The sequence below is a fragment of the Nocardioides thalensis genome (assembly GCF_013410655.1).
GTDB lineage: Bacteria > Actinomycetota > Actinomycetes > Propionibacteriales > Nocardioidaceae > Nocardioides > Nocardioides thalensis.
This window is the reverse complement of record NZ_JACCFP010000001.1, coordinates 3,465,076-3,486,345: the sequence shown is the minus strand read 5'-3', so window position 1 is coordinate 3,486,345 and position 21,270 is coordinate 3,465,076. Positions and strand designations below refer to the sequence as shown.

Below are 21,270 nucleotides of genomic sequence, written 5' to 3'. Positions count from 1 at the left end.
CTAGGCTCGCCCCCGTGCCTGCCCCGCCGCTCGTCGTCGAGGGACTGACCAAGCAGTTCGGCCCGCTACGGGCAGTCGACGACCTCTCGTTCTCCGTGCGCCCCGGCGCCGTCACCGGCTTCCTCGGCCCCAACGGGGCGGGCAAGACCACGACGCTCCGGATGATCCTCGGCCTGACGTCGCCGACCGCCGGGCACTCGCTCGTCGGTGACCGGCCGTACGTCGAGCACGACCGCCCCGGCCGGGTCGTCGGTGCCGCGCTGGAGGCGTCGAGCTTCCACCCCGGCCGCACCGGCCTCGCGCACCTGGAGGTCTACGCGCCCCAGGTCGGCGTCTCGAGGGCGCGCTGCCGCGAGGTGCTCGAGCAGGTCGGCATGGAGCACGCGGCGAAGGTCCGGGTCGGCAAGTACTCCCTCGGCATGCGCCAGCGGCTCGGCCTCGCCACCGCGCTGCTGGCGGACCCGCCCGTGATCGTGCTCGACGAGCCCACCAACGGTCTCGACCCCGAGGGGATCGTCTGGATGCGCGGCCTGTTGCGGCGGTTCGCCGAGGAGGGCCGCACCGTCCTGGTCTCCAGCCACCTGCTGCGCGAGGTGCAGGCCAGCGTCGACGACGTGGTCGTCATCGCCCAGGGCAGGCTCCGCCACGCCTCGCCGCTCGCAGAGCTGCGCTCTCGTGCCCAGCCGGCGACGTACGTCGAGTCGCCGCGGCTCGACGCGGTGGCGGCGCTCGCCGCGGAGCGTGGCTGGCGGACCGCGACCGACGCCACCGGCCTGCAGGTCGAGGGCGCGACCGCCGCGGAGGTCGGCGGCGCGGCGTACGGCGCCGGGATCGAGCTGCACCAGCTGGTGACCCGAGACGCCGACATCGAGGCGATCTTCTTCGAGCTGACCCGGCCCGAGGAGGAGCGATGAGGGACGCGCTCGTCACGGAGTACCGCAAGCTCGTCACGACCCGGCTGTGGTGGATGCTGCTCATCGTCATGGTCTGCTACCTGGCGTTCGTCGCGGCCGCGATCTCGGCGAGCTTCACGCTCGTGGACCCGCCGGACGGCGGCCCGCCGCCGATGGCGGGGGAGGACGCCGCGAAGGCGGTCTACTCCGTCGTCAACGGCATCGGCTACGTCTTCCCTCTGGTGATCGGGAGCCTCGCGATGACCACCGAGTTCCGGCACCAGACGATCACCCAGAGCCTGCTGGTCGGGCCGGACCGCACCCGGTTCCTCCTGGCGAAGCTGGTCTCGGTGGTGCCGATCGGGCTGCTCGCCGGCGTGGTCGCCGTGCTGGCGACCGTGGCTGGCGGTGCTCCCTTGCTCGAGTGGCAGGGCGACGGCGCGATGCTCGGCGACGCCGACGTGATCGCGGCGCTGCTGCTCGGCGTCGTGGTGATCGCGCTGTGGGCCATCATCGGCGTCGCGTTCGGGACCCTGGTCCCCAACCAGGTCGCCGCGATCGTGATCATCCTGGCGTTCACGCAGTTCGTGGAGCCGGTGGCGCGGCTCGTGCTCGCGCAGTTCGACGGCACGAGCAGGGTCGCGTCGTTCCTCCCCGGCGGCGCGGCGGACTCGGTGCTCGGGGCGTCGTTCTTCGGCGACCCGTCCTCGCTCGACCTGCTGCCGCGCTGGGCGGGCGCGCTGGTGCTGCTGGCCTACGCTGCGGCGTTCGTCGTCGCCGGTCGGCTCACGACGCTGCGCCGGGACATCGGCTAGCTGTCTGGCCGAGCGTGTCGCCGATCGAGCCCTCCCCGGGGACCTCGCAAGCTCGGCCCCAGGCTTCGTGCCCGATGCCGCTGCGCGGCGGGCGCCACGCTGCCGGCCCGCAGTCGGCGCAGGCTCAGTGCCAGGTTGCTGGGCGGCCAGACGCCGTTACAACTTCCGCAGCCGCACGTAGCGCACCGAGTGGTCGGCGTCCTTGCGCAGCACGAGCGTCGCCCGCGACCGGGTGGGGAGCACGTTCTCGGTCAGGTTGGGGCCGTTGATCGTGTCCCAGATCCGGCGCGCTTCGTCGACCGCGGTGTCGTGGGTGAGCTCGGCGTACTTCGCGAAGTAGGACTCCGGGTCGCGGAACGCGGTCTCGCGGAGCTTGAGGAAGCGGTCGACGTACCACTCGCGGACGTGGTTGACCGCGGCGTCGACGAAGATCGTGAAGTCGAAGAAGTCCGAGAGGCCGAGGCTGGTGCGGCCGTCGGGCCGCACCCGGGCCGGCTGGAGCACGTTGAGGCCCTCGATGATCACGATGTCGGGGCTCTTGAGGACGACCTTCTCGTCGGGCACCACGTCGTAGATCAGGTGGGAGTAGACCGGTGCCTCGACCTCGTCCTTGCCGGACTTGATGTCGACGACGAACTTCATCAGCGCCCGCCGGTCGTAGGACTCCGGGAAGCCCTTGCGCTCGAGCAGCCCGCGCCGCACCAGCTCGGCGTTGGGGTAGAGGAAGCCGTCGGTGGTGACGAGGTCGACGTTGGGGTGCTCGGGCCAGCGCGCGAGCATGTGCTGCAGCACCCGGGCGGCGGTCGACTTGCCGACGGCCACCGACCCGGCGAGGCCGATCACGAACGGCGTGCGCGGCGGCGTCGTCCGGTGCAGGAACTCCTCCTGGTCGCGGTGCAGCCGGGCAGCGGCCGCGACCCGCAGGCTGAGCAGCCGCGACAGAGGCAGGTAGACCTCGATGACCTCGTTGATGTCGAGCTGGTCGCCCAGGCCGCGGACCTCTTCGACCTCGTCGGGCGAGAGCGGGCTCTCGGTCTCCGAGGCGAGCGCCGCCCAGGTCGCGCGCTCGAGCTCGAGGTACGGCGAGGACTCCTCGCCGTTGCCGTTCGACATGGTGTGGATTCTCGCAGCATGGCGGATGAACGCCCGGCGCGGGTCTCCAACTAGAGTGGGCTCTCATGTGCGGGATCGTCGGCTACGTAGGACCCCGGCGGGCCCAGGACACCGTGATCGAGGGGCTGCGCCGCCTCGAGTACCGCGGCTACGACTCGGCCGGCATCGCCGTCGTGCACGAGGGGCGGCTGTCGATCGCCAAGAAGGCGGGCAAGCTCGCCAACCTCGAGAAGGTGCTCATCGAGGAGCAGCTCCCGCCCGCCACGGTCGGGATCGGCCACACCCGCTGGGCCACCCACGGCCCGCCGACCGACGCCAACGCCCACCCGCACGCGGGCGGTGCGCGCCGCGTGGCGCTCGTGCACAACGGGATCATCGAGAACTTCGCCGAGCTCCGCGGCCGGATCGAGGCCGACGACCACGTGCTGCTCTCGGAGACCGACACCGAGATCGCCGCCCACCTCGTCGAGCTCCAGGTCGAGTCCGGCGTGGACCTGCCGACCGCGATGCAGCGGGTGTGCCAGCAGCTCGACGGCGCCTTCACGCTCGTTGCCGTCGACGCGGAGGACCCGGGCCGGGTCGTCGCCGCGCGCCGGAACTCGCCGCTGGTGGTGGGCCTCGGCGACGGCGAGAACTTCCTCGGCTCCGACGTCGCCGCGTTCATCGAGCACACCCGCGAGGCACTCGAGCTCGGCCAGGACCAGATCGTCACGATCACCGCCGACGAGGTGACCGTCACCGACTTCTACGGCCGCCCGGTCGAGGTCGAGCGCTTCCACGTCGACTGGGACCTCTCGGCCGCCGAGAAGGACGGCCACGACTGGTTCATGCGCAAGGAGATCTTCGAGCAGCCGCGCGCCGTGGCCGACTCGCTGATCGGGCGCCGTACGGCGTCGGGCCTGCTCCAGCTCGACGAGATGCGCCTCGACGACGACGAGATCCGCGACCTCGACAAGATCATCATCATCGCGTGCGGGACGTCGTTCTACGCCGGCATGGTCGCCAAGTACGCGATCGAGCACTGGACCCGCACGCCGGTCGAGGTCGAGCTCGCCTCGGAGTTCCGCTACCGCGACCCGATCGTCGACCACACCACGCTCGTGGTCGCGATCAGCCAGTCCGGCGAGACCGCCGACACGCTCCAGGCGATCCGCCACGCGAAGAGCCAGCGCGCCAAGGTGCTCGCGATCTGCAACACCAACGGCTCCTCGATCCCGCGCGAGTCCGACGCCGTGATCTACACCCACGCGGGTCCCGAGATCGGGGTCGCGTCGACCAAGGGGTTCCTGACCCAGCTGGTCGCCTGCTACCTGCTTGCGCTCTACGTCGCGCAGGTCAAGGGCACCCGCTTCGGCGACGAGATCGACGAGATCATGGGCCAGCTCGAGGCCATGCCCGAGCAGATCGAGCAGATCCTCGAGGCCGCCGACCAGGTCTACGAGCTCGCCCGGTCGCACGTCGAGACCCGCTCGGTGCTCTTCCTCGGCCGCCATGCCGGTTACCCGGTCGCGCTCGAGGGCGCGCTGAAGCTCAAGGAGCTGGCCTACCTGCACGCCGAGGGCTTCGCGGCCGGCGAGCTCAAGCACGGGCCGATCGCACTCGTCGAGGAGGGCCTGCCGGTGCTGTGCGTGGTGCCGCCCCGCGGCCGCGACAGCCTCCACGGCAAGATGCTCAGCGGCATCCAGGAGGTGCGCGCCCGGGGTGCGCGGACGATCTGCCTCGCCGAGGCCGGCGACACGTCGATCGAGCCGTACGCCGACGACCTGATCCGGCTGCCGCGGGTGCCGGTGCTGCTGCAGCCGCTCGTGGCGATCGTCCCGCTCCAGCTCTTCGCGTGCGAGCTCGCGAGCGCGCTGGGCCACGACGTCGACCAGCCCCGCAACCTCGCGAAGTCCGTCACTGTCGAATAGCCGAGTCGGCTCGTCTTCACGCCCTGGAAGCGTCCAGTCGGCCCGTGATCACGCGCCGGCTCGGCCCTGCTCAGGCGCCGGGCCGGACGAAGCCGGACTCGTAGGCGACGATCACCGCCTGCACCCGGTCCTTGACGTCCAGCTTGGCGAGCACGCCGCGGACGTGGGACTTGACGGTCTCCAGGCCGATCACCAGGTGGGCGGCGATCTCGGCGTTCGACAGGCCCGCTGCGAGCAGGCGCAGCACCTCCCGCTCGCGCTCGGTCAGGCGTGCCAGCCGACGCTCGTGGTCGGCGGACGGGGGCGGGGCCGCCGTACCCGCCGCCCTCGACGCCACCAGGGCGCGCAGCGCCTCCGGGTAGAGCAGTCCTTCCGCCCGGGCGACCGTGCGCACCGCGTGCACGATCCGCGCCGGGGCGTCGCGCTTGAGGAGGAACCCGTGTGCCCCCGCCACCAGGGCGTCGTAGACGTAGTTGTCGTTCTCGAACGTCGTGACGACGACGACCCGCGGCGGGTCGGGCAGCTCGAGGAGCAGTCGCGTCGCGGCGATCCCGTCGACCCGGGGCATCCGCACGTCCATCAGGACCACGTCGGGCCGCGACCGGCGCGCCTGCGCGAGCGCCTCGGCGCCGTCGCCCGCCTCGCCGATCACCTCGATGTCGTCCTCGGCCGCGAGGATCGCGCGCAGTCCGCCGCGGACGAGCGGCTCGTCGTCAACGAGCAGCACCGTGAGCGTCACCGGTCCATCCTGCCCGAGCCGGCGGGCGGGGCGACCGGGATCGTCGCCGTGGTCCGCCAGCGCCCGTCGACGGGCCCGGCGACGAGCGAGCCCCCGAGGGCCTGCACCCGCTCGGAGATGCCGCGCAGGCCGTGGCCCTCCCGCGGTCGGCCGGACGGCCGGCCCGCGTCGACCGGGTTCTCGACCTCGATCAGCAGCCGGCCGTCGTCGCGGACCAGGCTCAGGGTCGCGGTGCTGTCGGCGGAGTAGCGCAGGGCGTTGGTCAGCGCCTCCTGGACAACGCGGTAGCCCTCGCGGCTGACCACGCCCGGCAGCTCGCCGAGCGGGCGGGGCGAGCGGTGCTCGAGGTCAAGCCCGGCGGCCCGGGTCGCGCGCACCAGCGCGTCGAGCGCGCCGAGGTCGGCCGCGGGCAGGTGCCGGGTGTCCCCGTCCTCCCGGAGCAGCCCGAGCACGTGGTCGAGGTCGGCGGCCGCGTCGCGCGCGGCCTGTTCGATGGCCTCGAGGGCGTTGACCGCGAACGTGCGGTCGGTGTCGAGGACCCGGCGTGCCGCGCCCGCCTGGACGGTGACCAGCGACAGGGCGTGCCCGACGCTGTCGTGGATCTCGCGGGCGAGCCGGTTGCGCTCCACCGCGCGGTCCATGTCGCGCTCCAGCAGCGCGAGCCGCTCGCCGTACGACGGGCCCAGCAGCCGCGGTGCGATCCGGGCGAGACCCGCCCCCAGCAGGGCTGCGACGATCAGCGCGCCCAGGAGCAGGGGTGCGACCAGGAGCCCGGTCACGACCACGGCCCCGGCCACCGCCGCGACCACGACGGACCCGGCGAGGACGTGCAGCACGAACCAGGCCAGCGTGCGGCCGCGCTGGGCGCTCGTGCGCGCCGGCTCCAGGGCGCCGGGGAGGTCGACCCCGAGCAGCGAGGTGGCCGCCACGCCCTCCACGGTCCGCATCGCGGGGATCAGCCCGAGCGCGCAGAGCGGCACCACGACGACCACGGCGCCGAAGGCCGCCAGCGTCCAGAAGGGGAGCCCGGAGTCCTCGACGAGCAGCGCGATGATCGTGACGTCGAGGATGGCGATGGCCAACGCCAGGGCCGCGCCGATCAGCACGAAGACGACGCGCAGGACGATCCGGTCGCGGAGCTGGGCCATACCGGGATTCTCGCAGCCGGCAGGCGGCCCGCGACCCCCTCGCGCGGGGGAGGCGGTTCCCCCGGCAGCGGGAGTCGGCGGGCCGGCCGCCCGGACGACCGTGGGGGCATGACGAAGACCGAAACCCCTCCCGTCGCCGCTCCGTCGGGGCCGGCGGCACCGCCCGCGGCCCTCGCCGCACTGACCGGCCTGGTCAGCGCCCTGATCGCCGCGGCCGCCGGATCGTGGCTCGCCCGACCGGAGACCTATCCCGACCATCTCCGCCCCGACGCCGAGACCGGCTCGCAGTTCAACCTCGTCGACCCCACGGCCGCCTCGTGGTCGCTGCTGGCGGTCGCGTTCGGCGGGGTCCTGCTGTCGCTCGCGATCGCGCGGGCAACCCGTGCGTCCCGGGCGGCGTGCGTCGCTGCCGCGATCCTCGGCGGCGTCCACCTGCTCGCGTTCACCGACCTCACCCTGCTCGTGACGATGGGCTACGCGACCGCGATCCTCGGCCCGCCCGCGCTGTTGCTGTACCTGGGGGCGGCGGCAGTCCGCAGCCCGGCGCTCCGGTGGGTGGTCGCCGGGCTGGTCGCGGCCGCCGTGACGGTCGCGTTCGCGCTCGGCGCCGACGGCGCGGCCGCCGAGGAGTTCTGGCGAGGCCTCGGCTCGGGCCTGCGCCGCGCCGGCGTCGGGATGATCCTCAACCTGGTCGCGTTCGGCGGCGGCGTGGCGTGGGCCCTGCTGGCGCTGCGGCTCTCGGGCCTGCGCTGGTGGGGCGACCGCCCGGCGTCCACGAGGTACGTCGCACCGCGCCGCGACTGGGGCTGGTGGGTCACGCTCCTCGCCGCGCTCGGCCCGGCGCCGTACGCAGCGATCCGGATGACGTGGCTGACCCCGTGGCCGGCCTTCACCAACGGCGGGGACCTCGACGCCGAGCCCGGGATGAGGGTCTTCGGCATCTGCCTGGGGCTCGCCGCCGTCGGCGCCATCGTCCTGACGCTCGGGCTGCTCGCCCGGTGGGGCACCGTCTACCCCCAGTGGATGCCCGGCAAGGGCGGCCGGCCGGTGTCGCCGGGCTGGCCGGCGCTGACCGCCATCGGAGCGGGGCTGGCGATCACGGTCGCCGGTCGCGCCACCGTGCAGATGGGACTGGTGGGCGAGGAGGCCGAGATGCCCGTCGTCGAGATCCTCGTCCTGATGCCGTTCCCGATCTGGGGCCCCCTGCTGGTCGCCGCCGGCGTGGCCTACCACCTGCGCCGGCACCCCGCGCAGAGCGCCGCGGCAGCCCTCGCTCCCGCTAGCGTGAGCGGGTGATCCGTGCGCACACCGTCGAGCAGGTCAGGGAGGGCGAGGCGGCCCTGATGGCCACTCTCCCGGGCGGCGCGCTGATGCAGCGCGCCGCCTACGGCCTTGCCCACGCCGTCGTCGACTACCTCGGCGGGGCCTACGGCCGCCGGGTGTGCCTGCTCGTCGGGTCCGGCGACAACGGCGGCGACGCGCTGTACGCCGGCGCGGTGCTCGCGCGCCGGGGCGCGTACGTCGAGGCGTGGCTGCTGTCGGAGAACGCCCACCCGGGTGGCCTCGCCGCGCTGCGGCAGGCCGGGGGCAGAACAAGGGGTCTCGATACGTCCTCGCCTAGCGGCTCGGCCTACTCGACCAGCCTAGGTTGGTCGAGTAGGGAGCGAGCGCAGCGAGCGACCGTATCGAGACCCTTCGACGTCGTGCTGGACGGCATCGTCGGGATCGGCGGCCGGGCGGGGCTCAAGCCGGAGGCGGTCGCCGCCCTCGACGCGCTCGCGGGCGTGCCGGTGGTGGCGGTCGACGTGCCCTCCGGGGTCGACGTCGACACCGGCGAGCTGGGCGACTCCTCCGTGAGCGCCGACGTGACGGTCACGTTCGGCACCCACAAGGCCGCGCTGCTGGTCGACCCCGCCGCGCAGGCGGCCGGCGCCGTACACCTCGTCGACATCGGCCTCGACCCGCACCTCCCGGCGGCGCCGGTCGAGGCGCTGCAGGCCGACGACGTCGCGGTCCTCCTCCCGACGCCGGACCCGGACGCGCACAAGTACACCCGTGGCGTGGTCGGCGTGCGTGCCGGCAGCGCGACCTACCCGGGAGCCGGCCTCCTCAGCGTCGCCGGCGCGTCGTGCGGGCTGGCCGGGATGGTGCGCTACGTCGGCGACCGCGAGGTCCTCGACCTGGTGCGCGCCGCGCACCCGGAGGTCGTCGGGGGTGGCCGGGTGCAGGCCTGGGTCGTCGGCTCGGGAAGCGCCGACGGGGCCCGCGGAACCCTCGAGGAGGCGCTGGCGGACGACGTGCCGCTCGTCGTCGACGCCGACGCGCTCGCCCACGCCGACCTGGCGCGCGGGTGCCCCGCAGTGCTCACGCCGCACGCCGGCGAGCTGGCCGCGATGGTCGGCGCCGACCGGGCGGAGGTCGAGGCCAGGCCGCTGGCGCACGCCCGCGCCGCCGCTGCGACGTACGACGCCGTCGTGCTCCTGAAGGGGCGCCGCACCCTGGTCGCTGCTCCCGACGGTCGGGTCCGCGTCACGATGTCCGGCACGCCCTGGCTCGCCACGGCGGGCGCCGGTGACGTGCTCGGTGGCGTCGTCGGGGCGCTGCTCGCCTCCGGCCTCACGCCGTACGACGCCGCGTCCGCCGGCTCCTGGCTGCACGGCGCGGCAGCCACCCTGGCCAGCCGCGGCGGGCCCGTCGTCGCGGGTGACGTGGCGCACGCCCTGCCGGGGCTGATCTCCGCCCTCCTGCACCCGTGATGGGAGAATCGGACCCGTGCCCGCCGCGAACCGCGCCGAGATCGTCGTCGACCTGGCGGCGATCCGGGCCAACGTGCGGCGTCTCCGCGAGCTGGCCGGGGTGCCGCTGATCGCGGTCGTGAAGGCCGACGGCTACGGCCACGGGATGGTCGAGTCCGCCCGCGCCGCGCGCGACGGCGGAGCCGAGTGGCTGGCCACCGCCACCATCGACGAGGCGCTCGCGCTCCGCGCCGCCGGCGACCGCGGTCGCCTGCTCTGCTGGCTGACCGTGCCCGGCGAGGACTACGCCGCGGCGATCGCCGCCGGCATCGACGTGACGGCCTACTCGGTGGCCGAGCTCGACGAGATCGCCGCGGGTGCCACGGAGGCCGGCCTCCGTGCCCGGGTGCAGCTCAAGGTCGACACCGGGCTCTCGCGCGGCGGTGCACCCCGTGCGGACTGGGCGGCGTTCTTCGAGCGCGCCCGCGCCGGCGAGCTCGCGGGCAGCTGGAAGGTCACCGGCGTCTGGTCCCACTTCGCCTGCGCCGACGAGCCCGACCACCCGGCCAACGACCAGCAGGAGGCCCGCTTCCACGAGGCGCTCGCCCTCGCCGAGGAGGCCGGCCTCAGGCCCGACCTGCGGCACCTGGCCAACTCGGCCGCCGCGGTGCTGCGCCCCGGCGCGCGGTTCGACGCCGTCCGCTGCGGCATCGCCGTCTACGGCCTCGACCCCGCCCCCGGTCACACCCAGGACCTCGGGCTGGTGCCCGCGATGACCGTGCGCGCGCGGCTGGCGATGGTCAAGGACCTCGCGGCCGGTGACTCGGTCTCCTACGGCCATCTCTGGACCGCCGACCGCCCGACGACGGTCGGCCTGGTGCCGGTCGGCTACGGCGACGGCGTGCCCCGCCACGCGTCCGGCCCGCACCACGGCGCCGAGGTCGGCGTGGGCGGCAAGCGCCGCCCGATCCGGGGTCGGGTCTGCATGGACCAGGTCGTGGTCGACCTCGGCGGCGACCGCCCCGACGCGGGCGAGGCGGTCGTGCTCTTCGGACCGCCCGCGGCCGGCGTACCGACCGCCCAGGACTGGGCCGAGGCGTGCGGCACCATCAACTACGAGATCGTCACCAGGATCGGAGGTCGCATGCCCCGCAGGTACGTCGACAGCGAGGTGGGCCGATGAGCACCCGCGGACGCATCCTCGGCACCCTCGCCGGCGCGGTCGGCATCGCCGCCGCCGGCGGCGCGGTCAACCTGCTGCGGCAGCAACGCTCGATCAGCCGCCGAGCGGGGGAGCAGATCGCGTTCGGCTCGCTGCGCTCCGAGCCGATCACGGTCGTCGCCGAGGACGGTGTGCCGCTCCACGTCGAGGTCGACGAGGTCGACCACGGCGCCGTCGGCGGGGGACTCCTGCAGCGGCTGCGCGGCGCGCAGCCCGACGTCACGGTGGTCTTCGCGCACGGCTACTGCCTCAACCTCGACTGCTGGCACTTCCAGCGGGCGGCCTACCGCAACCTCGTGCGCAGCGTCTACTACGACCAGCGCTCCCACGGCCGGTCGGGCCAGTCCGACCGCGAGCACTCGACGTTCGAGCAGCTCGGACGCGACCTCAAGGCGGTCATCGACGCCACCGCACCCGACGGGCCCGTCGTCCTGGTGGGCCACTCGATGGGCGGCATGACGATCGTGTCCCTCACCGAGCAGTTCCCCGAGCTGATCGGCGACAAGGTCGTGGGCGTCGGCCTCATCTCGACGACCGCCGGCGGCCTCGACACCGGCCGGATGCTGCTGCCGATGCTGCCCGCCCGGCTGAGCGGACCGATGACCCGGCGCGCGATGCGGGTGCTGCGGCCCGGCCACCGGATGGTCGACACCTTCCGCCGGTTCGGTGGCGCGATCGCGACCGTCGCCACCGACCGCTTCGCGTTCGGCGACGAGGTGCCCCAGGGGTACGTCGAGTTCGTCGACGAGATGCTCTCGGCCACCCCGTTCGAGGTGGTCGCGGAGTTCTTCCCGCACTTCGCCAGCCTCGACAAGTTCGACTGCGTCGAGGCGCTCGGCCGGGTGCCGACGTCGATCATCTGCGGCACGACCGACAAGCTCACCTCGATCGGCCACTCCCGCAAGCTGCACTCGCGCATCCCCGGCTCCCGCCTGCTGGAGTGCGAGGGCGCCGGCCACATGGTCCTGCTCGAGCGGCACGACCACGTCAACGCCGAGCTCGACCAGCTGATCACCGCCGCGACGACCGGCACCTCCGCCCGGTGAGCCCGCGCGCCGAGGGACCCGAGGTCCGCCGGGTCGGCCCGGAGGCGGCCGGCGTCGTCGCCGACGTCGTCCGCGAGGCGTTCGCCGACCGGCCCGCGCTCGACCCGCCCACCGATGCGCTGTCCGACACCGAGGAGAGCATCGCCGAGCGGCTCGCCCGCGGCTGCGGGCTGCTCGTGGTCGTCGACGACGAGGTCGTCGGCGCCGTCCAGCTCGACCCCTCGCCCGACCACGAGACCGTGTTCCTGCGCCGGTTCGGCCTGACGCCGGCCGCGCGCGGCACCGGCGCGGCGCACGCACTGGTGCGGACCGCGCTCCGGACCGCGGCGGAGCTCGAGGCGGGCAAGGCCCGGCGCGCGATCGTCGTCGCGCGCGAGGAGCTGCCGCACACCGCACGGTTCTGGGAGCGCCAGGGGTTCACCGAGATCGGCCGGCGGTCGCCGTACGTCGAGCTCGGGCGCGGCCTCCCGACCTGGGTCGACGTCCCCGACGGCGACGCGATGCGCGAGCTCGGCGGCCGGGTCGCCCGCCAGCTCCGCGCCGGCGACGTGCTCGTGCTCAGCGGCGAGCTCGGCGCGGGCAAGACCACGTTCACCCAGGGTCTCGGCGCGGGCCTTGGCGTCCGGGGCGACGTCACCTCGCCCACGTTCGTGATCGCCCGAGTGCACCCGTCGCTGTCCGACGGTCCCGCGCTCGTCCACGTCGACGCCTACCGGCTCGACGGCGCCGCCGAGCTCGACGACCTCGACCTCGACACCGACCTCGACGAGGCGGTCACCGTCGTGGAGTGGGGCGAGGGCCTCGCCGAGGCGCTCTCCGACGCGCCGCTGGAGGTCCGCATCCACCGCGCCACCGCCGGCGATGCGCCGCTCGACGGTCCCGATCCGCGCCGGGTCGAGATCGACCCGATCGGGGGCCGCTGGGTCGGCGTCCGCTTCTAGGTAGCCTCGGCTCCGTGCTGCTCGCCTTCGACACCGCCTCGCCGACCGTCACCGTCGCGCTCCACGACGGCACCGACGCCGTCGGCGAGCTCGCCTCCGAGCAGTCGATGAAGCACGGTGAGCAGCTGATGCCCCTCATCGAGGAGGTCGTACGGCGCAGCGGCCTCGCCGCGCGCGACCTGACGGCGATCGCGGTCGGGGTCGGCCCGGGACCGTTCACCGGCCTGCGCGTCGGGCTGGTCACCGCGCGCACGCTCGGCCACGCGCTGGAGGTCCCGGTCTACGGCGCCTGCTCGCTCGACGTGCTCGCTGTCGAGGCGGTGGCCCGGCACACCGTGGACGGCCCGTTCGCGGTCGCGACCGACGCGCGGCGCAAGGAGGTCTACCTCGCGACCTACGACGGCGACGGCCACCGGGTGGACGGGCCCGCCGTGGTGCGGCCCGCCGAGGCGACGACGAGGGGACCGGTTGTGGGCGAGGGCGCCGAGATCTACGCCGACCACTTCCCGGGCGCGCGGGGCCCGTTGCGCCCGTCGGCCGGGTGGCTCGCCCGCGCCGTCGCCGACGAGCTGGTCGAGCTCTCCGACCCAGAGCCGCTCTACCTGCGCCGTCCCGACGCCGAGATCCCCCGCGCGCCGAAGCCGGTCTCGTGACGCTGGTCGTCCGGGCGGCCGGCGAGGCCGACGTCGCCGCGATCGCCGAGCTCGACACGTCCTCGTTCCTGCTGGTGCCGTGGTCCGCGGTGATGGTCCACGAGGGCGTGGCCGGCATCGTCCCCGGCCTGTCCTACCTGGTCGCCGAGGACGACGACGCCTTCGCGGGCTACGCCGCCGTCAGCGTCGTCGACGACGTCGCGGAGCTGCAGCGGATCGCCGTCCCGCAGTCGGCGCGCAAGCTGGGCGTCGGAGCGGCGCTCGTCGCGGCAGCAGCCGCGCACGCGCGGGCCGCGGGCGCCGTACGGCTGCTGCTGGAGGTGCACGAGGACAACCACCCGGCGCTGGCCCTCTACTCGGCGACCGGGTTCGTCGAGATCGCGCGCCGGGCGCGCTACTTCCGCGACGGGAGTGCCGCCCTGGTCCTCGAACGATCACTCCGCGAGGAAGGATGGACCGCATGACCGACGAACCCCTCGTGCTCGGCATCGAGACCTCGTGCGACGAGACCGGTGTCGGCATCGTGCGCGGCAACACCCTGCTGGTCGACGCGGTCGCCAGCTCGGTCGACGAGCACGCCCGCTTCGGCGGCGTCGTGCCCGAGGTCGCGAGCCGCGCCCACCTCGAGGCGATGGTGCCGACGATCGAGCGCGCGTGCGACACGGCGGGCGTCGCGCTGACCGACGTCGACGCGATCGCCGTGACCCACGGTCCCGGGCTCGCCGGCGCCCTGCTCGTCGGGGTAGCCGCGGCCAAGTCGCTGGCCTTCGCGCTCGACAAGCCGCTCTACGGCGTCAACCACCTCGCGTCCCACGTGGCCGTCGACCAGCTCGAGCACGGCCCACTGCCCGAGCCCTGCCTCGCGCTGCTCGTCTCCGGCGGTCACTCGAGCCTGCTGCGCGTCACCGACGTGACCGGCGACGTCGACCCGATGGGCGCGACGATCGACGACGCCGCCGGCGAGGCGTTCGACAAGGTCGCGCGCCTGCTCGGCCTGCCGTTCCCCGGCGGCCCGCACGTCGACCGCGTCGCCCGCGACGGCAGCACCGTCGCGATCGACTTCCCGCGCGGCCTCACCAGCCGCCGCGACCTGGAGCGACACCGGTTCGACTTCTCGTTCTCCGGTCTCAAGACCGCGGTCGCGCGCTGGGTCGAGGCGCGGGAGCGCTCCGGCGAGCCGGTCCCCGTCGCCGACGTGGCGGCGTCGTTCCAGGAGGCCGTCTGCGACGTGCTGGTGCGCAAGGCGCTCGACGCCGCGTCGTCCGAGGGCATCGAGGACCTGCTCATCGGTGGCGGCGTCGCCGCCAACTCCCGCCTGCGCGGGATGGCCGAGGAGCGGGCGGCCAAGCTCGGCATCCGGGTGCGGGTGCCCCGACCCGGGCTGTGCACCGACAACGGCGCGATGGTCGCCGCACTCGGCTCGACCATGGTCGCCCGGGGGCGTACGCCGTCCCCGCTCGACCTTCCGGCCGACTCCAGCCTGCCGGTGACCGAGGTTCTCGCCGGCTGACTACCGGATCACGCCGGGGTACTGGCCCTCGTCGTCGGTCCACTCGCCGTCGACGTCGTAGCCCTCGCGCTGGTCGTCGCGCTCCTCGTCGTTGCGGCGGCGACCACCGCGGCCGGACCCGGTGCCGGGAGCACCACGCCGGCCGGTGCCACGCCCGCCGGCCGCGCCGGTGCCCGGCCGACCGCTCTGCTGGCCCGTGGCGCCCATCGCGCCGTTGCGACCGAGGACGCCGCCGGCGCCGCTGCGCGACGAGCTGCCGATCGGACGCGCGCCCGTCTGGCCGGGCACCGCCGGCGCCGAGGCGCCACCGATCAGTCCGCGGAGCCCGGCACCGCCGAGGACCCCGGCGGCGCCGCCGCCGGCCACCCCGCCGAGGTGGGGGTCGATCGAGATCCCGTGGGAGTCCGACCCGTGCCCGTTGAGCCCGCCACCGAACGGGTCGGGGTCGGTGTGGAGGCCGCCGCCGTTGCCGCCGCCGTTGCCTCCGCCGTGGTTGCCGCCACCGCCGTTGCCGCCGTCGCCGCCGTTGTCGCCACCGCCGTTGTTGCCGCCGTTGTTGTTGCCGCCGCCGGTGTTGTCGTCGCCGGCGTCGCCGCCATCACCGCCCGTGTCACCGTCTCCGGCGTGCGAGCCGTCGGTCTCGTGGGGGTTGATGCCGGGCCCGCGGGTCGGGCCGCGACCGCCGGTCGTGCCGGTGTCGCGGCCGCCGGTCTCCGGCGGCTTGACGTCGGGCTCCCACATGGTCGCGAAGACGTCGCCGGCGCGCTGGAACACGTCGTTGACGTCCTCCACCCGCAGCCGGGCCCGCTCGTCGGCCTCGTTGTAGGCGTTGACCTCCTGGGTGTGGGCGCGGTTCTTGGCCGCGAACCGCTTCATGGCCTGGATCTCGGCGGCGTCGTCGACGTACGGGCCGCCCTCCATCCGGGGGGCCTCTCCGGGCGCGGAGTCGGGCATCGTTGTCGCGGTGGACTTGGCGCGCGTGATCGCCGCGCCGACCTCGGTCAGCGCCTCGGCCGCCTCGCCCATCCGGGAGTGGCGCCGCTCGAGGTGGCTCCGCACCTCGGTGAGGACCGCCTGCGCGGCGGTGCCGATGTCGGAGTTGCCGCCGAACGCATTCTTGATGTCGCGTCCGGACTGGTCGAGCACGCCGGTCACCTCGGTGATGACGTCCTGGCCGCGGACCCATTCCTTGCGGGCCTGCTCGACGGCGTCCTCGTTCATGCCGTTGACCGCCGAGCTGAGACGGGCGATGTTGTGGCCGGCCATCAGTTGTCCTCTCCCCAGTAGCCGGAGGTGCTGTTGCGCAGCGCGTCGAGCGCCAGCGCATGCTTCTTCATCTCGGTCGCGCTCGACTGGTCGATGTCGGTGAGGAGCTGGCGGGTGTCCTGGCACGCGGCCTGGAACTCCATCAGCCGGTCGCGGGTGTTCTGCAGGGTCTCGACGGTCGCCCGGTGGGCACCGGAGTAGTTCGTCGACACCCAGGCGACCCGCTCGCCGCCGCCGAACGAGCTGCGGGGGATGTGGCCGTCGGCCTCGAACTTGTCGACCTTGAGCAGTGCGAGCTGCTTCGTGATGGTCTCGACGACCTCTTGGATCTCGTCCTCGACGATGGCGAGGTCGGCGAGTGCGGCGGGTCCGGCGTTGACGACCGCGTTGGTGAAGTTGTCCAGCCCGAGGAGAGCCATGTGCAATCCCATTCCCGAGTGATTGGCATGCGATGAGTGGTCAGGAAACGCCCCGCGGGGCGACTGCCGACGACTACCCGGCATCGTAGAAACTAAACAACGAACCGGCCGCATCGGCACCGTGGCGGGCGAACACGAGGAGAAGACATGCGATCTCGGGCATGGGCGACCGCTGCGGCATCGACGGTCCTGCTGGTCGGCGCGCTCGGCGGCTGCAGCTCCGACGACCCGGAGGGCGGTACCGCGGACCCGTCGTCACCGTCCGCGACGGACGACCCGTCGGCGAGCGAGCCCTCCTCGACCGAGGAGACCTCCACGGGTCCGGAGGCCGCCACGGGCCCGCGGGTGGAGACCCAGACGGTCGTCTACCACCTGCCGGAGGACATCGACTGGGACCTCGACGGCGGAGGCACCTTCGCGTCGTGGTCGCCCGAGAGCTCCGCCGCCCTGTGGAGCGTCCACCAGTTCGAGCACCAGGACAGCTCGCCGCCCACGCTCGACGAGCTCGCCCGTATCTCGCTCCGCAACGAGCGCGGCGACTATCCCAGCATCGAGCGCACCGCCAACCGGGAGGTCGGCGGCATCGAGGGCATCGTGCTCGAGTACGACGACCGGAACGACTGGGGCAGGCGCGAGTTCCACTACGAGTTCGAGACGGTGCACGCGGGCTGGTGGGTCTCCCTCGGCTTCTCCTTCCCGAGGGACAACGCGCAGACGCGCCAGGTCATCGACTCGGTGCTCGCCAGCGTCGAGTGGAAGCTGGAGGAGTAGCGGACCGGCCTCAGTGCTGGATCAGCGTGTAGGGGTTGTCGAGGTCGCTGCCCCGCACTGGGTCGAGGACGTCGTCCAGCCCGCGGCCGTCGTCGTACGTCGGCAGCACCTTGAGGTGCCAGTTGGCACCGTCGTACGCGACGAACATCAGCCGCCCGTCGGTCGTCCACTCCCACGACGTGATCGATGCGCCCTCACCCGCCCACTGGCCCGCCGGCTCCCCGGACTCGGCGTCGAGGATGTAGATCGTGGTCGCTCCGAAACCGTCGGTGTACGACGGCACGGCGGCCACGTAGCGCCCGTCGGGCGAGATCTGCTGCGCCTGGTAGTCGCACTGGTCGAAGGCCATCTCTCCACGGGCGACGTCGTAGACGCCGCCGCACGACTCCGGCACCCTCTCGTGAAACTCGATGGTCAGAGAGACCGACGACCCGGTCGCGTCGGAGACCTTCAGCGCTCCCTCCGGAGCCGCCTCGTCGGAGCCGTCGGAGCCGTAGACCCGCGCCGGGCCGTCGCCGTCGTTGACGTAGACCGTGCAGGCGTCCGACGCGGCGCCGCACGCGGCATCACCGGTCGCGGCGACGGGCATGTGGTTGATGTCGAACCCGTCGGCGATCGGCACGCCGCCGCCCCCCGTCGCCTCCGACCGCGTGGTCAACACACCGTCGGAGATGTAGGCGAAGAACGTGCCGTCCTCGCCGACGGCGACGCCCTGGTTGCTCGAGAACGAGTCGACGAGGTCGCCGTCGGCGTCGAAGATCTCGGTGACGGAGTTGCTGACGTCCTGCTCCTGCGGCCGCTGCACGACGAGCTGGCCGTCCCAGATCGTCGCGGCCGAGTAGTAGTCCCCGTCGGGCAGCGCGACGTCGTCGCCGTCGCCCTGGTGCCAGGTGTTGTCGACGATGTAGTCGGGCTCGGTCGCGGTGGTGTCCTCCGCCGTGTTGGTCGCCACGGGCGGGTCGGTGTCGGCGTCGCCGTTGCTCGTGGCGACCAGGGCGATCGGGGTGACGGCGGCGGCGACGGCGAGCGCGCCGCCGGCGGCGGCGATCCTGCGGTTGCGTCGGATCCTCACGGCCTTTCCTTTCACCTCGTCGAGGGAGAGCGGAGCCTCGGTGAGGCCGCGGACCCGGGCGTCGAAGTCACGGCTCATCGCGGACTCCCATGCTCGGTCGGTGCCGGCGGACTCGGGACGGTCGCCGGACGGGTTCTGGTGGTCGGTGTTCACAGGTCCTCCCCGGAGTACCGCGGGTGGAGTTCGGCAGGGACCCGCTCGCGGAGTGCGGAGAGGGCGCGGCTGCACTGGGACTTCACGGTGCCGATCGAGATGCCGAGCGCGTCGGCGGTCTCGGCCTCGGACATCTGTTCGTAGTAGCGGAGCACGACGACCGCGCGGGCCTTCGGCGGGAGCGACTGCACCACCCGCCACAGCTCGTCGTTGGTGCCGTCGTCGTACGCGTCGTGGTGCGGGTCGCCCGCCGGGAGCTCCTCGGCGGCGTACTCGCGCTTCTTCCACCCACGCCGCCACAGCGAGTTGTTCTCGTTGACCATGATCCGCCGGACGTAGGCGTCGACCGCGTTGCGGTCGTGGACCTTGTCCCAGGCGAGGTAGAGCTTCGCGAGGGACGTCTGGAGCACGTCCTCGGCCTGGTGGCGGTCGCCGGTGAGGAGGTACGCCGTCCGCAGGAGGGCCGGCTGGCGCACCGAGAGGTACTCGGTGAACTCGGCGTCGCGCAGCGCGCTGTCGCGGCGGCTCACGGGAGCCTCCGACCGTTCATCTGCGCCTCCTGGAGCGACGAGTCGAGTGGTGCTGGTGGAACTGTTTCGCGTGGAGGACGCAGGTCGCTGCGGAATGGTTGCAATCGCTGTCGGAGGACCCGGACATGGCGGACGGCCGGGTCGTCGTCGACCCGGCCGTCCGGTGCCTCTGCGCCTCAGCGGGCGGGGCGGTGCGGTGCCCCGCGGAGTGGTCGGAGCAGGAACTCTTCGACCAGCGCCGCCATCGAGGCGAGGTAGATGTGCATGGTCACCCCCTCGTGAACAAGATGACCAGCAGCACGATGAGGCACGTGCCGAGGACGGCGGCGACGACCGTCTCGGGCACGCGGGACGCGCGGTGCGCGCCCGACGAGCTCGGGCGGTCGGTCACGGGCACCGGCGTGGTCGCGCGGTGCTTGTAGGTCCGGCTGGTGGCGGTCATGGGATCACTCCTCCGTCGGTTGCTCACTACCCATCCAGACGGAGGCGGATCCGGTTCATCACGCGGTTTCTCGAATTTCCTGTCGCACTTTCCCGGCTCGGCCCACCGGACCGCGCTCGCCGGCGCCGGCGCCGACCGTCACAACGGCTCGACCAGCAGGCAGGTGCCCTCTCCAGCGGCGCGGGTGAGCACGATCGTCGCCTCGGAGCCGCCGGAGAGCGCGAGCCGCCTGCGCAGCTCGTCGGGTACGACGTGGACGCCGCGCTTCTTGATGGTGAGCCGACCGATGGCGCGCTCCCGGAGCGCTGCCTTGAGCTGCTTCTCGCGATAGGGAAGCTCCTCGAGCACCCGATAGCCGCGGGCGAACGGTGTGCGGAACGGCTCGTCGGAGGTGACGTAGGCGATCTTCTCGTCGAGCAGGCCGCCGTCCACGCCCGCCGCGACCGCCGTGACGAGCCCCGCCCGGATCACCGCGCCGTCGGGCTCGTAGAGGTAGGCACCGAAGTCGCGCACGCCGACCTCACCGATGCCGGGGTCGTCCTCGTCGGTCAGCGTCGCCAGGCCGCCCGCGCCGATGACGGTGGCGCGGCGGGCGGTGGTCGCGGTGCGGCCGCTCCAGAGGACGGCCTCCTTGACCTCGCCGCCGTCGCTGACCCACTCGGCCTCGACGCCGTCGGGGACCAGCGCGTGCGGGATCCCGGGGGCGGCCTTCACGCAGGCGTCGCGTCGCAGCAGCGACTCGACGAACGTCCACGGCGGCGTCCACTCCGCGGCGTCGAAGGTGCGCCCCGCCCCGCCCCGGCGGGCGGGGTCGACGAACGCGAGGTCGAACGCCGAGTGGTCGACCTTCGTCGCGTCGGCGACCTGGGTCGCTCCGGGGAGCCCGAGGGCGTCGAGGTTGGCCTGCGCGACCGCGACTCGCACCGGGTCGAGGTCGACGCCTGCGCAGATCAGGCCGGCGCGGGCGGCAGCCACGAGGTCGCCGCCGATGCCGCACCCGAGATCGATGAGCGTGCGGGCGCCGTACGCCTGCATCCGGCCGGCGCGGTGCGTCGAGACCGGCAGTCGCGTGGCCTGCTCGAGCGCGTCGGGCGTGAAGTACATGCGGGCCGCGAGGTCCCCGAACTTGGCGACCGCCTTCGTGCGGAGCTCGACCTGGGTCAGCGCCGCAGCAACCCGGCCCGGCTCCGCCGTACGCCGCAGCTCGGTCTGCACGTGGAGCTCGGTGTCGCCGCCCGCGACCAGCTCGGCCGCCCGCGCGAGGAGCGTCTGGCCGTCGTCGGTGAGCAGCCACCGGAAGTCGTCGAGGTCCACGTCGCGATCCTTCCAGAGACCGGCACCGACCCCACCCCTGGCACTCTCTGGCGGTGAGTGCTAGTTTCGACATTGGCACTCTCCCCGTGAGTGTGCCAGTGCTCGCAGGCGGTGCGACCCCCGCGACGGCGTATCTCACGCGAGCCCCACACGTGCAGACACCTGTATCCAAGAAAGTGGAGGTCGACAATCGTGTCGGTCAACATCAAGCCCCTCGAGGACCGGATCGTGGTCAAGCCGCTCGAGGCCGAGCAGACCACGGCGTCCGGTCTGGTGATCCCTGACACCGCCAAGGAGAAGCCGCAGGAGGGTGAGGTCGTCGCGACCGGCCCGGGCCGCTTCAACGAGGACGGCGACGGCCGGATCCCGCTCGACGTCGCCGTGGGCGACAAGGTCATCTACAGCAAGTACGGCGGCACCGAGGTCAAGTACGGCGGCGAGGAGTTCCTCATCCTTTCCGCCCGCGACGTCCTCGCCGTCGTTTCCTGACGCACCTGGCATCCCGCCTGGCTGCGCCGGGGGCGCTCGACGACCGCTTCGCTTTTCAGGTCGCCTTCGCGCCCCCGGCTTGCCAGCCG

General features: G+C 73.4%; 22 protein-coding genes. 13 read left to right on the top strand and 9 right to left on the bottom strand.

Annotation, left to right across the window (positions count from 1 at the left end; all coding sequences use genetic code 11):
- Positions 1-14 precede the first annotated feature (14 nt).
- Both HNR19_RS16930 and HNR19_RS16925 read left to right on the top strand, forming a co-directional pair.
- Positions 15-914 carry an ATP-binding cassette domain-containing protein gene (locus HNR19_RS16930; protein ID WP_179669002.1) on the top strand — a complete coding sequence of 300 codons (900 nt, stop codon included), beginning with the start codon at positions 15-17 and terminating at the stop codon, positions 912-914.
- Entirely contained in the window at positions 911-1,708 is a 798-nt protein-coding gene (locus HNR19_RS16925; protein WP_179669001.1) for an ABC transporter permease, read from the top strand. Before HNR19_RS16930 ends, HNR19_RS16925 begins: the two co-directional genes overlap by 4 nt.
- Before the next feature lie 156 nt (positions 1,709-1,864).
- Here HNR19_RS16925 and coaA read toward each other — a convergent pair whose 3' ends face one another.
- Positions 1,865-2,821, bottom strand: coding sequence for a type I pantothenate kinase (gene coaA, locus HNR19_RS16920; RefSeq protein ID WP_179669000.1), 957 nt, complete (start codon positions 2,819-2,821; stop codon positions 1,865-1,867).
- A gap of 65 nt (positions 2,822-2,886) precedes the next feature.
- On the opposite strand from coaA, the gene glmS reads away from it, so the two are divergent.
- Positions 2,887-4,731 carry a glutamine--fructose-6-phosphate transaminase (isomerizing) gene (glmS, locus tag HNR19_RS16915; protein WP_179668999.1) on the top strand — a complete coding sequence of 615 codons (1,845 nt, stop codon included), beginning with the start codon at positions 2,887-2,889 and terminating at the stop codon, positions 4,729-4,731.
- 70 nt (positions 4,732-4,801) lie between these two features.
- On the opposite strand, the gene HNR19_RS16910 is transcribed toward glmS, so the two are convergent.
- Complete coding sequence (locus tag HNR19_RS16910; RefSeq protein WP_179668998.1) at positions 4,802-5,470, bottom strand: response regulator; 669 nt, start codon at positions 5,468-5,470, stop codon at positions 4,802-4,804.
- Complete coding sequence (locus HNR19_RS16905) at positions 5,467-6,618, bottom strand: sensor histidine kinase (protein WP_179668997.1); 1,152 nt, start codon at positions 6,616-6,618, stop codon at positions 5,467-5,469. The genes HNR19_RS16910 and HNR19_RS16905 overlap by 4 nt, the downstream gene beginning before the upstream one ends.
- Before the next feature lie 108 nt (positions 6,619-6,726).
- On the opposite strand from HNR19_RS16905, the gene HNR19_RS16900 reads away from it, so the two are divergent.
- From HNR19_RS16900 to tsaD, 8 genes are read left to right on the top strand one after another with little or no spacing between them, the layout of a single operon-like run.
- Positions 6,727-7,914, top strand: coding sequence for a hypothetical protein (locus HNR19_RS16900; protein WP_179668996.1), 1,188 nt, complete (start codon positions 6,727-6,729; stop codon positions 7,912-7,914).
- Complete coding sequence (locus HNR19_RS16895) at positions 7,911-9,374, top strand: NAD(P)H-hydrate dehydratase (RefSeq protein WP_179668995.1); 1,464 nt, start codon at positions 7,911-7,913, stop codon at positions 9,372-9,374. Before HNR19_RS16900 ends, HNR19_RS16895 begins: the two co-directional genes overlap by 4 nt.
- 16 nt (positions 9,375-9,390) lie before the next feature.
- Positions 9,391-10,536 carry an alanine racemase gene (gene alr, locus HNR19_RS16890; RefSeq protein ID WP_179668994.1) on the top strand — a complete coding sequence of 382 codons (1,146 nt, stop codon included), beginning with the start codon at positions 9,391-9,393 and terminating at the stop codon, positions 10,534-10,536.
- Positions 10,533-11,621 (top strand): alpha/beta fold hydrolase, encoded by a 1,089-nt coding sequence (locus tag HNR19_RS16885; protein ID WP_179668993.1) that lies wholly within the window; start codon positions 10,533-10,535, stop codon positions 11,619-11,621. The genes alr and HNR19_RS16885 overlap by 4 nt, the downstream gene beginning before the upstream one ends.
- On the top strand, positions 11,618-12,562 hold the full coding sequence (gene tsaE, locus HNR19_RS16880) for a tRNA (adenosine(37)-N6)-threonylcarbamoyltransferase complex ATPase subunit type 1 TsaE (protein ID WP_179668992.1): 945 nt from the start codon (positions 11,618-11,620) through the stop codon (positions 12,560-12,562). Before HNR19_RS16885 ends, tsaE begins: the two co-directional genes overlap by 4 nt.
- Positions 12,563-12,576: 14 nt before the next feature.
- Positions 12,577-13,215, top strand: a complete 639-nt coding sequence (tsaB, locus tag HNR19_RS16875; RefSeq protein WP_179668991.1) for a tRNA (adenosine(37)-N6)-threonylcarbamoyltransferase complex dimerization subunit type 1 TsaB — start codon at positions 12,577-12,579, stop codon at positions 13,213-13,215.
- Complete coding sequence (locus HNR19_RS16870; RefSeq protein WP_343047246.1) at positions 13,212-13,679, top strand: GNAT family N-acetyltransferase; 468 nt, start codon at positions 13,212-13,214, stop codon at positions 13,677-13,679. The genes tsaB and HNR19_RS16870 overlap by 4 nt, the downstream gene beginning before the upstream one ends.
- Positions 13,676-14,725, top strand: a complete 1,050-nt coding sequence (tsaD, locus tag HNR19_RS16865) for a tRNA (adenosine(37)-N6)-threonylcarbamoyltransferase complex transferase subunit TsaD (RefSeq protein WP_179668990.1) — start codon at positions 13,676-13,678, stop codon at positions 14,723-14,725. Before HNR19_RS16870 ends, tsaD begins: the two co-directional genes overlap by 4 nt.
- Here the strand turns inward: tsaD and HNR19_RS16860 are convergent, their stop codons facing one another.
- Positions 14,726-15,991: a hypothetical protein gene (locus HNR19_RS16860; protein ID WP_179668989.1), complete on the bottom strand. Its 1,266-nt coding sequence runs from the start codon at positions 15,989-15,991 to the stop codon at positions 14,726-14,728. It abuts the gene before it with no gap.
- Entirely contained in the window at positions 15,991-16,410 is a 420-nt protein-coding gene (locus HNR19_RS16855) for a hypothetical protein (RefSeq protein WP_179668988.1), read from the bottom strand. The genes HNR19_RS16860 and HNR19_RS16855 overlap by 1 nt, the downstream gene beginning before the upstream one ends.
- Positions 16,411-16,557: 147 nt before the next feature.
- On the opposite strand from HNR19_RS16855, the gene HNR19_RS16850 reads away from it, so the two are divergent.
- Positions 16,558-17,181 carry a hypothetical protein gene (locus HNR19_RS16850; RefSeq protein ID WP_179668987.1) on the top strand — a complete coding sequence of 208 codons (624 nt, stop codon included), beginning with the start codon at positions 16,558-16,560 and terminating at the stop codon, positions 17,179-17,181.
- Positions 17,182-17,191: 10 nt separating this feature from the next.
- On the opposite strand, the gene HNR19_RS16845 is transcribed toward HNR19_RS16850, so the two are convergent.
- The 4 genes from HNR19_RS16845 to HNR19_RS16830 all read right to left on the bottom strand — a co-directional run bounded on the left by HNR19_RS16845 (position 17,192) and on the right by HNR19_RS16830 (position 20,692).
- On the bottom strand, positions 17,192-18,406 hold the full coding sequence (locus HNR19_RS16845; protein ID WP_179668986.1) for a hypothetical protein: 1,215 nt from the start codon (positions 18,404-18,406) through the stop codon (positions 17,192-17,194).
- Positions 18,403-18,936, bottom strand: coding sequence for a SigE family RNA polymerase sigma factor (locus HNR19_RS16840; protein WP_179668985.1), 534 nt, complete (start codon positions 18,934-18,936; stop codon positions 18,403-18,405). Before HNR19_RS16840 ends, HNR19_RS16845 begins: the two co-directional genes overlap by 4 nt.
- Positions 18,937-19,204: 268 nt before the next feature.
- Positions 19,205-19,378, bottom strand: coding sequence for a hypothetical protein (locus HNR19_RS16835; protein WP_179668984.1), 174 nt, complete (start codon positions 19,376-19,378; stop codon positions 19,205-19,207).
- 138 nt (positions 19,379-19,516) lie between these two features.
- Entirely contained in the window at positions 19,517-20,692 is a 1,176-nt protein-coding gene (locus HNR19_RS16830; protein WP_179668983.1) for a THUMP-like domain-containing protein, read from the bottom strand.
- A 192-nt stretch (positions 20,693-20,884) separates the two neighbouring features.
- Here HNR19_RS16830 and groES point away from each other — a divergent pair, with 192 nt between their 5' ends.
- The gene (gene groES, locus HNR19_RS16825; RefSeq protein WP_179668982.1) at positions 20,885-21,181 is read left to right on the top strand and encodes a co-chaperone GroES; all 297 of its coding nucleotides are present in this window, start codon (positions 20,885-20,887) and stop codon (positions 21,179-21,181) included.
- The last annotated feature ends 89 nt before the right edge of the window (positions 21,182-21,270 follow it).